Here is a 16,326-nt window from a genome sequence, read left to right as displayed (position 1 = left end):
ACATGAAAACAGTAAAAATAACATCCGTTTTAGTATCGTTGATATTACTGACATTTGGTGCCTGCACTAAAGATTTAAGTGAAATTAATGAGAACCCGAATAACGTAAGTGAAACGCACCCTCAGTTATTATTAACCGAAATTGCATTTGACGCCTTTAAAGTAGAAGGTACAGGTTCAATGTATGCAAGTAGAATGTTAGTACAAACAGATGGAGAAAATAACGGCCAATATTACAATTGGAATCGTGGTAGTTTTGAGCCTTATGATGAGCTTAGAAATATTACCAAAATGTATGAAGAAGCAGTGCGCATTGAAAGTAATACGTATATAGCAATAGCCAAATTTTTTAGAGCCTATTATTTTTATGGACTTACCATTACTTTTGGCGATGTGCCTTATAGTGAAGCGCTACAAGGTGAAACTGCAAATATTTACGAGCCAGTTTATGATACTCAAAAACAAGTGTTTCAAGGTATTTTACAAGAATTAGAAGAAGCTAACACGCTATTATCTGGAAGTACAGAATTGGTCGCTGGCGATATAATTTATAATGGCGACGCAGCTAAATGGCAGAAACTAATTAATTCTTTTCGTTTGAAAGTTTTAATAAGCTTGTCTAAAAAAGAAGGTGATGCTGATTTAAATATACCAGCAACTTTTGCTTCTATTTTTAACAGTCAACCTATTATGACATCACTAGAAGATAACGGCCAATTGGTTTTTGTTGATCAAGACGGTAGTCGTTACAGTCAATTTAATAGTAGTAGTTATGGCTCTGGTATGTATATGGACTCTACTTTTATTCAACGTTTACAAGACCATAAAGATCCGCGATTATTCTTATACTGCAGTACCACTAAAAATGCAAAAGAAGCAGGGCTGTTGGATAATGATTTTTCTGCTTATGAAGGTGGAAACCCTATTGCGCCTTATGGTGAGGTAAATGATAAAGCAGCAGCTGGAGATGCATCAAAAGTAAACAATAGATATACAAATGATCCTGTCGCAGAACCACACAACCTTCTTGGTTTTTGGGAAGTTGAATTTGTTATTGCTGAGGCAGCTAGTAGAGGTTGGATTTCTGCAGACGCCAAAGAGCATTATGAAAATGGAATAAAAACAAATTTTTCTTTTTATCAATCTTATGCTAAGGATGCAACAGGAACCAGTGATTACTCTTCATTTGTAAATGAAAGTGCTGCTGATGCATACTTACTTGAAAACTTGGTAAATTGGGATAATGCTACATCTTCAGAAGAGCAATTAGAACTAATAATAACACAGAAATATTTTACCTCTTTTCATCAATCGGGTTGGCGTATGTATTTTGATCAATTACGTACTGGATATCCTGAATTTATGATTCCAGCTGCAGGTACACCACCAACCAGATGGATTTACCCACAAGATGAATATAATCAGAATGCCGCGAATGTTTCAACGGCAATAGAAAGACAATTTGGAGCAGACAATGATGGTATTCGTCAAGTACCTTGGTGGTTGCAATAGATTGAAACTGAGCAAAAATGCATTGGAATTAGGTTAATTTCTATAAATAAGGTTGACCAGAGAATGGTAAATTGTGTAATGATTTAATTGCATAATTAATCACACTTTCTGGTCAACTTTTTCAAATCCAGTAATAGACACATACCTTTTAATTAAAATTTGAATATGAAGTATCAAGTAATTTTATTCTCAATGGTTGCGAGTATTTGCTTGCAATTAGGGGCGCAAGAATTAGAAATTAAACCCTATATACAAGATGTTGAACCCAATTCAGCAGTTGTAATGTGGCAAACTTCAGAGGGTGAAGAGAGTATTGTAGAATGGGGTACGAGCCCTAAATTAGGTAAAAAGTCTAAAGGTACTTCTGACGCAATCAACTTTGATAAAGTTCAAGTGCATACCGTTAAAATTGAAGGTTTAGATCGGTTTACTGAATATTATTATCGAGTGCGTACAGGTAAAATGAAATCAGATATTTTTCAATTCAAAACATCGCCCTTTTCTGATGATGGAGAAGATTTTAAATTAGTTGCCATGAGTGATATGCAATATGATCACAACCAACCTGACAAATTTAGCGAGGTGGTGAATGAAGGCGTCATCGGCTATCTTGAAAAGGAATTCGGTGGAACATTACCTGATAATCTTGCAATGGTTCTTATACCTGGCGATTTAGTTGAACGTGGTTCAAAATTCTTTCAATGGAAAGACCATTTTTTTAATCCTGCTGAGAAATTGTTTTCAGAAGTGCCTGTGTATCCCGTACCCGGTAATCATGAACGTAATTCTGTGTATTACTTTAAATATTTTAGTTTGCCAGAGAATGGTACGCCAGCTTATGCTGAACATTGGTGGTATAAAGATTATGGCAATACGCGTGTTATTGGTTTAGACTCTAATGATGGCTATCGCGATTTATATGAACAATTAGAATGGTTGAAAAAGGTACTTGTAGAAACTGAAAAAGATGATAAAATTGATTTTGTTTTTGCACAATTGCATCATCCTTACAAATCAGAACTCTGGATACCTGGTGAAGAAGATTTTACAGGAAAAATTGTAAAAGAATTAGAGCAATTTTCAACTAAAACTGGTAAGCCAAGTATTCACTTTTTTGGGCATACACACGGGTATTCTCGAGGACAATCTAAAGACCACAAACACCTTTGGATTAATGTGGCATCAGCAGGTGGAGCAATAGACAATTGGGGAGAATTTGAAGGCAGAGATTATGATGAGTTTACTGTTACACAAGATGAGTATGGTTTTGTAATGGTTTCTGTTGACGGTGATAGAAAAAATCCAAAATTCACTATAAAACGCATTAGTAGAGGTAATACAATTGAGCATCGTGAAAACGAGTTGAGAGATAGTATTACAATATGGAGAAATGAACGAAAACCAAATACTCCTGAGGCAATTTCACCGGTCAAATCAGATATCGGTATTACCAATGTAGTTTTTAAAGCGGGTGAATTTAAGAGTTCATATTCTGGCACTTTTCATGCAGCTTCGCATTGGCAAATATCGTCTACAAAATCTTTTGAAAAGCCAGCATTTGATAGATGGAAACAACATGAAAACTGGTATTATAAAGAGAATCGTCAGAAAGATGATGATCTTACAGATGAAGAAATAAAACGCCTAAAACCAAATACAACATATTACTGGAGAGTACGATACAGAGATCAAAACTTGAATTGGAGTGACTGGTCATCGGTTAAAAATTTTAAAACAAAAGAGAAATGAAAATTAAAATAATGCTTTCTGTCTTCATGGCAGTATTTGCTTTTTCACTTACAGCACAACAATCAAAAAACACAAAAGTTGTTTTAATTACTTTGGATGGTCTGCGTTGGCAAGAACTTTTTACTGGTGCCGACCCACTTTTAGTAGCGAATAAAAAGTATGTGCATGATACTACAGGTTTGAAAAAGTTATTCTGGAAGAAAACTGCAGTTGAGCGAAGAGAAACGCTACTACCTTTTGTTTGGTCTAAAGTTCAAGAAATAGGTCAAATTCACGGGAATAGAAATCTCGGAAGTAAAGTGAACTTGACTAATAAAATGTGGTTTTCATACCCTGGTTACAATGAAATTTTAACCGGAAAGGCTGATGATGAAAGAATTGATAGTAATGCCAAAATAAATAATCCCAATAAAACGGTTTTAGAAATTGCTAATTCAGATGCTAGCTATAAAGGTAAAGTTGCTGCTTTCGGAAGTTGGGATGTTTTCCCATACATCGTAAATGAAGAACGATCAGGCGTGCCTGTTAATGCTGGTTTTGAAAGTGCAAAAGGGAATAATCTTACTGAACGAGAAAAACTTTTAAATGAACTTCAGCCTAAAGTGCCGAGCCCATGGGGTACTGTTCGATTTGATGGTTTTACACATTATTATGCATTAGAGACAATGAAAAAAGATCATCCTGAACTTGTATACATTGCGTATGGCGAAACTGATGATTTTGCCCACGACGGCGAATATGATGCATATCTGAAATCTGCGAAAGCAACAGACGGAATGATTAAAGAACTTTGGGACTTTACACAGCAAGACCCATTTTATAAAGACAATACTTTATTCATTATTACGACAGATCATGGTAGAGGTACCGACCCATTAGATACATGGCGGAGTCATGGTGATGAGGTGAAAAATTCAAGTGAAGTATGGATGGTCTTATTTGGTAAAGGTGTTACTTCAAAAGGAGAAATTAAGACGGATCATCAATTATATACTAATATGATTGCGCCTACTGTTCTTAAAGCAATGAATCTAAAAATCGACACTCAATTAATGAAAGCGAAACCTGTTAAACTATAGTCAGTTTGACTTAGTAAATCATAATGGTTTGGTCACTTTTAATTAACAATCAATAATGTTGAAAGCGCGAATTTTACAAAACATTATTTGAGTTAGTTTAGTTTGAGTTAGTTTATTAAACCGGTGTCTGGCTAGATGCCGGTTTTTATGTTTTAAAAAGTATAAATTGCAATCATGAAAAAAATTATATTCCTTTTATTTCTTATTACCACTGTTTCGTTTGCACAGCAATCAAATAATTATAGAGTTCATTCTCATAATGATTATTTTCAAAATGTTCCATTTTGGAAAGCAGTTTCTGCTGGTGCTACATCTGTTGAAGCTGATGTTTTTTTAGTTGACGAAAAATTACTTGTTGCACATGATAAACATGAGCTTAAAGCAAATAGAAATCTTGAAGAACTGTATTTAAACCCATTGGTTAAAAGCTTAAAAGTGACTAATCTTGGAGAGAAACCTTTTCAATTACTTTTAGATATTAAATCGGAAGCCTACACAACCTTAGATGCAATTGTTACAACTTTAAAAATGTATCCTGCCTTAATAAATAATGAAAATTTGTCAATTGTTATTTCAGGTAATCGACCAAAAGTAGAAGACTATATAAATTATCCTGAATTCATCCATTTTGATTATCAGAGTTTAGATACAATTAGTGATGCATCCATATTAAATAAAATTGCACTTGTTAGTTTAAGCTTTAAAAAATTCTCTTTTTGGAACGGAAAAGGTAGGTTGACTGCTGAAGATTTGACTAAGGTTTCTATAGCAATAGATAGGGCACATGCATTAGGAAAACCATTTCGTTTTTGGGCTACGCCAGATTCTAAAACTGCATGGAAAGCAATGGTAAATTTAGGTGTAGATTTCATTAATACTGATATGCCTTTTAACTGTGTTGCATATGTTCAAAAGTTGGATAAAAGTGTTGTTCAAAACTCGCAATTTTCAGAAGTATATAAACCTAGTTTTGCTTCAGACCAAAAAGACAATGAGGTTGAAAATGTAATTTTATTGATTGGTGATGGAAACGGAATTACACAAATATCGGCCACCTCTTTGGCTAATAATGGTGAATTGTCACTCACGAAACTTAAGAGTATTGGTTTTTTAAAAACACAATCTTCTGATGATTTTACTACTGATTCTGCCGCTGCAGGTACAGCCTTGGCAACAGGTGAAAAGGTGCCAAATAGGGCAATTGGAGTTGATGCAAACGGCAGCCCAATAGAGAATTTGACAGAATTGCTTTCTCGCAAAAAATTTGTTTCAGGTATTGTTACTACTGATAATGTTGCTGGTGCAACACCTTCTTCATTTTATGCACATCAAAAAGATCGTGATATGTCAGATGAGATTGGTAAGGACTTAGTTAATAGTAAAATTTCTTTTTTCGTGAGCAGAGGTTTATGGGATGCCAATACAAATAAGAATATTGATTCTTTTGAAATGATGCCCTCACTTGAAAGCTTAGGAAGTAGTAAAAAGAAGAGGCTAAGTTATTTAATGAATGACAACTCAGAACTTGCTTCAGCAGCAAAGAATACGTTGCGGTATTTAAAGTCAAGTAAAAAGCAATTTTTCTTAATGATTGAAGGTGCTAAAATTGATTCGTACGGTCACGAAAATGATATTTCTGGTGTTATACGTGAAAGTATTCAATTTGATAGAGCTATTGCTGAGGCATTGAAATTTGCGGATCAAAATCCTAAAACTTTAGTAATTATTACGGCTGATCATGAAACTGGCGGACTTACAATTCCACAAGGAAATATAGAAAACCATGAAATTGAAGGTGAATTTAGTACTCGAGATCATACTGCTGTTATGGTTCCTATTTTTGCTTATGGCCCTAGATCAAATGAATTTCAAGGAGTGTATGAGAATAACCTAGTGTTCTCTAAAATTTTGAAAGTATTAGAAATTCAACCTTAAGAATTAATACCTGTATATAAAATAATTTTATTCTAACTCGCACAAGTTGGCAATTATAACATTTATATAATATTAGAGAATTCAGGTAATTATTAATTAAACCAATGGTAAGCTTTGATTAATAGTTCTAAGACAAATCCCCATTATTTTTGCGCCCGTTAAAATGTTGTTGCTTTAATAAAAAACAACTTGTAACTTGAAAGGAAATACCTCATTAGGGTGCTTTTAATAACTTAACTAAACTTAATTAAATGAAAAAACAAAAATTATTGATGATTATCAGTCTGTTTTGTTTCGCGACAAGTGCGTGGGCTCAACATGCTGTAGACGGTAATGTTACCGATGAATATGGTACTCCGCTCCCTGGAGCGAGTGTTGTAGAACAAGGAACCTCCAATGGAACGACAACTGATTTTGATGGAAATTTTACAATTGAAGTTGCGAATCAAAATGCCATCTTAGAAATTTCTTATTTAGGTTACAATACTTTGGATTTGCCTCTTAATGGTCAAAATTCTATAAGTACACAACTTTCAGAAGATGCAACACAATTAGAAGATGTTGTAGTTATAGGTTATGGTACTCAGAAAAAATCTGATGTTACGGGATCTATTGCATCCGTAAAGAGCGAAGATTTTAATCAAGGAGTAGTTGCCAACCCAGGGCAGTTGCTACAAGGAAAAGTATCTGGGGTAAATATTACTAATGTCAGTGGAGAGCCAGGTGCTTCGCAAAACGTTATTATTAGGGGAGTAGGAAGCCTTAGGTCAGGAACAGCACCACTCTATGTGATTGACGGTTTTGTTATCAGTAGTAATGATATTGGTATGGGGACAAGTCCACTAAACTTTATTAATCCTCAAGATATAGCATCCATGGATGTGTTAAAGGATGCTTCGGCAACAGCAATCTATGGTGCACGGGCGGCAAACGGGGTAATTATGATAACCACTAAAAAAGGTAAGGCCGGTAAGGCAGAAATGGAATTGTCTGTTTCAACTGCTATGTCGTCAATCGCTAAAAAGATGGATGTATTTAATGCCGATGAGTTTAGGCAACAGGTACCCGCGGCCGGAGGAACCTTGGACGATCAAGGTGGAAACACAGATTGGCAAGATACGCTAACCCGTACCGGAATTACCAAGAACGTTAATCTATCCATGAGTGGTGGGGTAAGCGAAAAGTTTTCCTATTTCCTTTCTGGAGGTGTTTCGGACCAACAAGGTATTTTCTATAATAGTGACCTTAAAAGGTATTCTGGTCGTGTAAAATTGAATCAGAAAGCGTTTGATGGTAAGTTAAACGTAGATTTTAATCTGACTGCCTCAAAAACCATAAATGAAAGACCTGATATTGGATCAACAATTGTGAGTATGCTCCAATTAAATCCTACCTCTTCCGCATATGACAGCAATGGAAATATTGCCGTATTAGAGGGAGCTAGTGGGTTAATCCTAAACCCGTTACAACGGAATGAGATTTACTTAGATGAGGCTAGTAGTAATCGTATTTTAGCAAATATTACTCCTTCTTTAGAACTTGTAAAAGGATTGACATATAAGGTGAATCTTGGTGTGGATTATTCAATGACCAACCGTGATATTCAAAATATGCCCTATACCTTGGGTGAAGGTTTGTTCATGGGTACCTTGAATACCATTTCTACGGAGAATAGTAACTACTTAATTGAAAATACCCTAAACTATAAATTGGATTACGAAAAGCATAGCATAACTCTTTTAGCTGGGCATTCTTACCAAGAAACAATATTTGAAAGAAAGAATATTAATTTTCAAGGAGGGTTTGCAAATAACGGTATAGAACCCCGTTACCAAGACCAATCTAGTACGGATGTTACGGCCACCACAATAGCATCTACTGCCACCATTGATGAACTTCAATCCTATTTTGGAAGGTTAAACTATTCCTATGCCGATAAATATTTATTCACGGGAACTTTACGTGCTGATGGTTCTTCTAGATTTGGTGCTAATAATAAATACGGTTACTTTCCATCCGTTGCTTTGGGTTGGAATATTTACAAAGAAGACTTTTTAGCTGACAGTGACTTAATTAGCAATTTGAAATTACGTGCTTCTTGGGGACAAACTGGAAACCAGAACGGGATTGCTAGTAAAGCTAGTTATGCCAGTTACAATGATTCTAAAGGTGATAACGACACTTATCCATTGGATGGAACGGAATCTTCATTGGACGATTATCCCTACGGAACTATTGCTGTGCGAACAGCCAATCCGGATCTAAAGTGGGAAGTCGTAACACAGGCCAATATAGGACTAGATTTTGCTTTTTTTAATGGCAGTCTAACAGGAACCATCGATTATTTTAACAAAGTAACTAACGATGTTATTTTATTCGCTACTACTCCAGATCCAATTAATCCTACAGAAAAATACTGGACCAATTTTCCGGATATGAAGGTAAAGAATAACGGATACGAAGTTGCATTGGATTACAGAGGAAACATCAGTGAAGATTTTACTTATAATTTAGGAGGTAATGTCTCTTTTATAGATAACGTAGTTGAAGGATCTATATATTCAGTAATTACCTCGGGTGCTGCACAAGGAGCCGGACAAACAGGTGCTACTATCAATGGTTACATCAACAATGAGCCCATTGGTGCCTTTTATATGAAAGATTTTATTGGAATAGGTGAAGATGGCCTGAACCAATTCAGTGATGTTGTAGCAGATGGGGTATCCTTAGATAATGATCGTATTGTGCCTGGTAGCGCACTTCCTAATTTGCTATATGCTTTCTATTTAAATTTTAACTACAAAAAATTTGATTTAGGCTTTAATTTTAATGGAGTTTCTGGAAACAAAATATTTAACCATACTACTATGTCTCTTTTTAACAAAGGGCAGCTGGTTAACAATTTAAATACTACAGATTTTTCCGTTGCTTACCCTAATGAAAGCACTACGAACTCGAATGATGTGTCTACTCGTTATTTGGAAGATGGAAGTTTTTTAAGGTTAAATAATGCCAGTCTAGGCTATTCTCTTGAACCGTCCATTATTGGTCTTGATAAATGGGTTAATAATATTCGTTTTAACATTACGGGACAGAATCTTTTCACCATTACCGATTATTCAGGCTACGACCCAGAGGTAAATACGGGAAGTCAAATAGACCAAATACAAACCTTTGGAATTGATAGGTACAGATATCCTACTGCAAGAACATTCATGTTTGGCCTAAATGTATCATTCTAACTTATAATTGTTTAAAAGATGAAAAATAGAATAAAAATAGGAGTATTTATGGTACTGTTCGGACTATTGGGTCTAAGCTGTACCGATTTAATAGAAGAGCGAATTGATGAAACTGAATTTGGTGCGGAAGCAGATGCTATAAATGGAGCTATTGCCCCTGCTTACGGCTATATTTCATGGACTTGGAGGCATACCAATTACTTTGGTCTTCAAGAGGTTTCTTCGGATGAGGCAATACTTCCATATCGAGGGGGTACGGACTGGTTTGATGGAGGTAAGTTCATAGCCGCACATCAACACAACTTTACGCCGAGTAATGATTTAATAGGCTCTGGATGGAACCAAGTGACTATTAATATATCTAGAACCCTTTCAGCTATTGAAGTACTTACACCGCTTTCTGAAGAAGGTAACGTGGACGCTACAGCTGCATTGTATGAGATGAAGGCACTAAGGGCTTATTTAAACATGTTGATGCTAGATAGTTGGGGAGTGGTATTTAAAAAGGAATCATCCGATGCGCTTTCAGAAGTACTCAGAACAGATGAGGCCATTGCTTATATTGAAAGTGAATTGTTATCTGTGGTTGATGTTATTAACGATAACAAAGGTCCTGGACGTATTACCCAAAATGCCGTAAATGGTTTTTTGGCAAGGTTATATCTTAATGCTGCAATATATAGAGACCCTTATGGAACAGCTAATTTTACTGATGAAGATATGGATAAGGTTATAGCTTATACAGATCAAATAATAAATTCGGGCAGCTATGATTTGTCTCCTGAGTATTTTGAACTTTTTAATGATGATAATAACACAAATTCGGAGCTTATTTTTGCCTTAGACCAAAGAGGTGTTCTGAATAGAGAACATAGTCGTTGGGCGTATTGGTCTATTGCTGGAGCGATGATTGCTAGACCAGAATTTTATCCAGACAACACAGCAGATGGCACCGATGGACCTGCAGTATCTCCGGACTTTTATCAAACTTGGGTAGATGCTTATAACGATGTAGACCCTGCAGAAGCTGATGCACGTTTCTATCAAAGAAATACAATGGTTCCGGACATTCAACTTAATGACTTGGAAAATAGAGAACCTTTGTTGGAGACTGAAACTGAAAACAGTTACTATTGTGTGGATGCGCAAGAATTTGAAATGGATAGGGGTATTCTGCGCGGCATTCAATGGGGACCACGCAGAGGAGATGGTGACCTTGAAAAATGTGAAGATGGCTCAGTAAGAATCTACCCCCTACAACAGACCAAAGGAAATGGACCTGACAGGGATACTGGATATGTGGATCACACCTTACAAGTTGATTTTAGTAATATGGGTTCCTTACATCATGCAGGATATCGCTTTTCCAAATACCAGTACAGTCGCACTTCTCCCAATGGGAATGGTTATAGTAGTGTTGACTTGGTATTAATGCGATTGGCAGAAATTTATCTGATGCGTGCAGAAGCCAAACTTAGAAAAGGCGATAATGCCGGTGCCCTGGCAGATGTTAACATGGTTAGAACCTCGAGAACGGCCAGACCAGAACAGACACCTGAGGCACTTTCAACATTGGATTTAGATATCTTATTTAGAGAAAGAGGATTTGAACTGTATTGGGAAGGCTTTAGAAGAACCGATCAAATCCGTTTTGGAAAGTACGAGGATAGTTGGACTGAGAAAACGGACTCTGATGTAAATCATAGATTGTTCCCAATTCCACAAAGTGCAGTTGATGGTGCATCTGGAATCGATGGTTTCTTAACACAAAACCAAGGGTATTAGAAACACATAAAATTATTAAACAAATAAAACCGGTATCAGTTTTGATGCCGGTTTTTTTATTCCAATTTAGGCTTTTCTCTGTTGGACTTTTTTAATGAAGAAATTCGTTTTGATTTTAAGCGTTTTTCAATTGATGATTTAGTAGGTCTACTTTTTTTCCTCCTTTTGGGAATTTTTAAAGCATCTGTCAACAGGGCTAAAAACCTTTTGATGACTACATCCTTATTTTTATGTTGACTACGTGTTCTATCTTCTTGTAATAAAATCAGCCCTTCTTTAGTCAGTTTTGAAGCTAATTTTTTTGAAATTCGCTCTTTTTCTTCCTCAGAAAGAGCCAACGAATTAGTCATATCAAAAGTCAATTCAACTTTTGTAGAAACTTTATTAACATGTTGTCCGCCAGCACCACTACTGCGAACGGCTTTAAATTGTAATTCTTGAACAATACGCGCATTATTCATGTCTAAATTTCAATTCTTTTATTTATTGTCTCGATTGATATGTTCAAGAAAATTTCTTTATCAACATCCATAGGTGCATGGTGATTGAAATATATCTTTTGATCTTCGTAAATACCCTCAATTAAATAATACCCACCTTTAAAGTATGAATTTGTAACCTTTATTTCAAGTCCTGATTTTTCTGAGACTTTGAATTCATGTGAATATACAATGATACGGCGTTTGGTATCTGCATAGGTTTTTACAATATTGATTGGTATTTTATTAGCCTCGCCAAATAATGATGCAATGTATAGGTCTTTAGGTTGTCGATATAAATTCTTAGGTGAGTCTTTAGCGATGATTTTTTTGTCTTTCAAGACTACTACTCGATCAGCAAAAGGCAACATATCATTATGATCATGTGTAGCTGTAATTACGGTGACACCTCGTTTTTTTAAATAAGCAAAAAGATTTCTTCGAAGTCCATTTTTTCGAAAATTATCAATGTGACTAAATGGTTCGTCTAATAAAAGTATTAATGGTTCTTGAGCTAATACTCTTGCTAATGCCACTCTTTGTTGTTGACCACCGCTGAGGTTTTTAACTTTAGTTTTAGCAAAGTTGGTCATTTCAATCATTTCAAGTAATTCAGCTGTTTTTTGAGCCATAAGTTCTGGTTCAAAAACGGATAAGTACTCACTTACATTTTCCTCAACTGTTGTGAAAGGCATTAAATCAAAGTCTTGTGATAAGTACTTCATGTAAGACTCTCCGGGCACTAAATTATATAATGGCCCCAGAACCGGAGTGTCATCCCAATAGACCTCACCTTGTTTAATATGAAGAATTCCATAAATTATTTTAAGCAAAGTGCTTTTTCCGCAACCACTTTCACCAATGATAGAAATATGTTCACCATTAGCTATTTTAAGATTGATATCTTCCAATACTGAATGGTCATCGTAAGCAAAAGAAACATGATCTACTTGTAGCATTTTTAGCAGTACAATTTGTATAATGATTATTTACCGCAATGCGGGAAATCTGGTTTTTGTTTAATTTGTGGTTGTGGGAAAGCAGATATCTGCTCTTAAAATAGAACGGATAATTCGAACTATTATTGATTTGGCTTGTAATTATTCTGTAGCATTATTCAATATCATTTTATTAGGGAGCTCTTTAAATCCCAAATTATATAGGGTAAATGCAAAGATGTCAGCATATTGCGCTATAGTTTTGCTAACTGGAGTACCCGCACCATGGCCGGCATTGGTTTCAATACGAATTAAGGTTGGATTGCTTCCTGATTGTTTGTCTTGCAATTCTGCAGCAAATTTAAAACTATGTGCCGGTACCACACGATCATCATGATCACCCGTGGTTACTAATGTTGCAGGATATGAGGTTCCTGCTTTTACATTATGTAAAGGGGAATACCCTTTTAGATATTCAAACATTTCTTTATTGTCTTCAGCTGTACCATAATCGTAAGCCCAACCGGCACCTGCTGTGAACGTGTGATAGCGTAGCATATCTAATACTCCAACGGCTGGTAACACTACTTTCATTAAATCTGGTCGCTGTGTCATTGTTGCCCCAACTAAAAGACCACCATTACTACCTCCGCGAATTGCAAGAAAATCTGATGCAGTGAAGTTTTCTGCAATTAAATATTCTGCAGCAGCTATAAAGTCATTAAATACATTTTGTTTTTTTGTTTTGATGCCAGCTGTGTGCCATTCTTGACCATATTCTCCACCACCTCTTAGGTTTGCAACTGCATAAATACCACCTTGTTCCATCCAAACGGCATTGGCGATACTAAATGATGGTGTTAAACTGATGTTGAAACCGCCATAACCATACAAGATGGTTGGGTTCTTTCTATTTCGTTCTATACCCTTTTTATGGGTTATTATCATCGGCACCTTAGTACCGTCTTTTGAGGTGTAAAATACTTGGTGTGATTCGTAATCATCAGGCTTAAAATCAATTTCTGGTTTCCAATATTGCTCATATTCACCCGTTTCAACGTTGAATTTATATGAAGAACCTGGAGTACTGTAATTTGTAAAAGAGAAATAAAATTCTTTGTCAGTTTGTTTGCCAGCAAAACCGCCCGCACTTCCTACCCCGGGTAAATTAACTTTTCTAATCAAATTTCCATCATAATCATATTGTAGTACTTTCGAGATGGCATCTACCATATATTCCGTAAAGAAATATCCACCACCTTTATTTGCTGAAAGAACATGGTCTGTTTCTGGAATAAAATCAACCCAATTCTCTGGACTAGGATTATTGGCGTCAACCGTTACTATTTTTTTGTTTGGCGCATTTAAATTGGTAACTATATAGAGTTTAGTGCCAACATTTTCAATAACATAACTATCTGTTGTAGTATCATTTATAATCGAATTCAGCTTACCATTTGGGTCTTTCAAATCTTTAATAAATAACTTGTTACCCGTTGTAGAAACGGCTGCGGAAATAAGTAGATAACGTTGATCTTCTGTGAGATATGCACCAACGTACCTATGTTTTTCTTCTGTTGTAGCACCAAATATTATTTGATCCTTTTTTTGAGATGTGCCAAGTTTATGATAGTAAACCTTGTGCTGATCAGTTTTGGCTGAAAGCTCACTGCCTTGCGGTTTATCATAACTAGAATAGTAAAATCCTTCGTTGCCATTCCACGAGATTCCACTAAACTTAATGTCAACTAAAGTATCTTCAACAACTTCTTTGGTTTCAGTATTGATAACAATTGCCTTACGCCAATCGCTTCCACCTTCAGAAATAAGATATGTGGCTAATGAACCATCTTTTGTAAAGCTTAGTCCGGCTAAAGAAGTAGTGCCGTCTTTAGAAAAATTATTGGGATTTAAAAAAACCTCAGCGTCTTCATCGCCCTTCTGGCGATAAATTACATATTGATTTTGAAGGCCATTATTTTTATAGAAATAGGTATAATTACCTTCTTTAAATGGTGAACCTAACTTCTCATAATTCCATAATTTTTCGAGACGCTTTTTAAGCGCATCGCGAAATGGTATTTTGTCTAAATACCCAAAAGTTGCTTTATTTTGTTCCTTTACCCAAGCTTCTGTTTCTGCGCTTCTATCATCTTCAAGCCAACGGTAAGGATCTTTTACTTCTGTTCCGAAATAAGTATCAATAACATCAACTTTTTTAGTAATGGGATAGATCACGATTTTTAATTTTAATTTAGAATGAGATTTGCAAGCGAATATGACTGCAACAGTTGCGAATGGTAGAATTACTTTTATTTGAAGTGTCTAAAATACCTTCAAAGTAAAATAAAAAAACCTTCAAAATGATACCATTTTGAAGGTTTTAACATTAAGTGTTTAAGGTTAAACTAGTTTATTAGCAACTAGATATTCTGCAATTTGAACTGCATTTGTGGCAGCACCTTTTCTTAGGTTATCTGCAACAATCCACATGTTTAAAGTGTTTCGCTGGGTTTCATCACGTCGAATACGACCTACAAATACTTCATCTTTATCATGTGCATAGATTGGCATTGGATAGGTATTAGTATCAGGATTATCTTGAACAGTAACACCTGAAGTATTATTTAATATTTGTCGTACTTCGTTAAGTTCAAAATCGTTGTAGAATTCAACATTAACGGATTCAGAATGTCCGCCAGAAGTAGGTATACGAACTGCTGTTGCGCTAATAGAAAATGTACGGTCATTTAATATTTTTTGTGGTTCACGTGCTAATTTCATTTCTTCTTTGGTATAACCATTCTCGAGAAATACATCACAATGAGGTAAAGCATTTCTACCAATAGGGTAAGGGTAGGCCATTTCACCTTCAATGCCAGCCACTTCGTTTTCTAATTGTCGTACCGCTTTAATACCAGTACCAGAAACGGATTGGTAGGTAGATATAACTACACGCTTCATTTTATACTTATCATGTAACGGAGCTAATGCCATTACCAATTGAATAGTTGAGCAATTCGGGTTCGCTATTATCTTATCTTCAGTGGTAAGTTCGTCTGCGTTTATTTCTGGAACGACCAATTTCTTAGTTGGATCCATTCGCCAAGCAGAAGAATTGTCAATTACCGTTGTTCCGGCTTCCGCAAATTTTGGAGCCCACTCTAGCGAAGTGTCACCACCAGCCGAGAAAATTGCAATATCGGGCTTTGCTTCAACAGCATCGGCTAAACCAATAATTGCATATTCTTCACCTTTATATGTTAGTTTTTTGCCAACAGAGCGTTCTGAGGCTACTAATAGCAAATCCGTTATAGGAAAATTACGTTCTGCTAAAACTTTCAACATTACTTCGCCAACCATACCGGTGGCACCAACAACTGCTACTTTCATTTTAATTTATTTTAAAGCGCAAATGTAGTTCAACCTTATTAGGCTTACAAGAACAAATAATGAAATACATTAAAATATAACAAAATGTTTTAAATACAACAATAGACTATAACTGAGAGTTTATACAAAAAAAACCGCCATACATATAATTATGTATGACGGCCGGTTGGTTAATTTGTTAGTGTTACCTTTTTACTTGTTATAAAACGAGTAAA

General features: G+C 35.6%; 10 protein-coding genes. 6 read left to right on the top strand and 4 right to left on the bottom strand.

The features are described 5' to 3' along the window. Nucleotides 1–2: 2 nt before the first annotated feature. The 6 genes from JQC67_RS02920 (at nt 3) to JQC67_RS02895 (ending at nt 11,301) form a co-directional block, all read left to right on the top strand. Nucleotides 3–1,511 (top strand): SusD/RagB family nutrient-binding outer membrane lipoprotein, encoded by a 1,509-nt coding sequence (locus tag JQC67_RS02920; RefSeq protein ID WP_203251364.1) that lies wholly within the window; start codon nt 3–5, stop codon nt 1,509–1,511. A 165-nt stretch (nt 1,512–1,676) separates the two neighbouring features. Next, nucleotides 1,677–3,260 (top strand): fibronectin type III domain-containing protein, encoded by a 1,584-nt coding sequence (locus tag JQC67_RS02915; protein ID WP_203251363.1) that lies wholly within the window; start codon nt 1,677–1,679, stop codon nt 3,258–3,260. Next, nucleotides 3,257–4,339, top strand: coding sequence for a sulfatase-like hydrolase/transferase (locus tag JQC67_RS02910; RefSeq protein WP_203251362.1), 1,083 nt, complete (start codon nt 3,257–3,259; stop codon nt 4,337–4,339). Before JQC67_RS02915 ends, JQC67_RS02910 begins: the two co-directional genes overlap by 4 nt. Before the next feature lie 174 nt (nt 4,340–4,513). Beyond that, entirely contained in the window at nt 4,514–6,274 is a 1,761-nt protein-coding gene (locus tag JQC67_RS02905) for an alkaline phosphatase (protein ID WP_203251361.1), read from the top strand. Between the two features lie 251 nt (nt 6,275–6,525). Then, nucleotides 6,526–9,516, top strand: coding sequence for a SusC/RagA family TonB-linked outer membrane protein (locus JQC67_RS02900; RefSeq protein ID WP_203251360.1), 2,991 nt, complete (start codon nt 6,526–6,528; stop codon nt 9,514–9,516). A gap of 18 nt (nt 9,517–9,534) precedes the next feature. After that, nucleotides 9,535–11,301, top strand: a complete 1,767-nt coding sequence (locus JQC67_RS02895; protein WP_203251359.1) for a RagB/SusD family nutrient uptake outer membrane protein — start codon at nt 9,535–9,537, stop codon at nt 11,299–11,301. 56 nt (nt 11,302–11,357) lie between these two features. Here the strand turns inward: JQC67_RS02895 and arfB are convergent, their stop codons facing one another. The 4 genes from arfB to JQC67_RS02875 all read right to left on the bottom strand — a co-directional run bounded on the left by arfB (nt 11,358) and on the right by JQC67_RS02875 (nt 16,111). Further along, entirely contained in the window at nt 11,358–11,762 is a 405-nt protein-coding gene (gene arfB / locus JQC67_RS02890; RefSeq protein ID WP_203251358.1) for an alternative ribosome rescue aminoacyl-tRNA hydrolase ArfB, read from the bottom strand. Between the two features lie 2 nt (nt 11,763–11,764). Further along, on the bottom strand, nt 11,765–12,739 hold the full coding sequence (locus JQC67_RS02885; RefSeq protein WP_203251357.1) for an ABC transporter ATP-binding protein: 975 nt from the start codon (nt 12,737–12,739) through the stop codon (nt 11,765–11,767). A gap of 141 nt (nt 12,740–12,880) precedes the next feature. Further along, the gene (locus tag JQC67_RS02880; protein WP_317198350.1) at nt 12,881–14,956 is read right to left on the bottom strand and encodes a prolyl oligopeptidase family serine peptidase; all 2,076 of its coding nucleotides are present in this window, start codon (nt 14,954–14,956) and stop codon (nt 12,881–12,883) included. Between the two features lie 165 nt (nt 14,957–15,121). Beyond that, complete coding sequence (locus JQC67_RS02875) at nt 15,122–16,111, bottom strand: aspartate-semialdehyde dehydrogenase (protein WP_203251356.1); 990 nt, start codon at nt 16,109–16,111, stop codon at nt 15,122–15,124. Nucleotides 16,112–16,326: the final 215 nt, after the last annotated feature.

The sequence above is a fragment of the Aurantibacter crassamenti genome (assembly GCF_016811105.1).
Classification (GTDB): domain Bacteria; phylum Bacteroidota; class Bacteroidia; order Flavobacteriales; family Flavobacteriaceae; genus Aurantibacter_A; species Aurantibacter_A crassamenti.
This window is presented reverse-complemented; position numbering and strand designations above follow the sequence as displayed.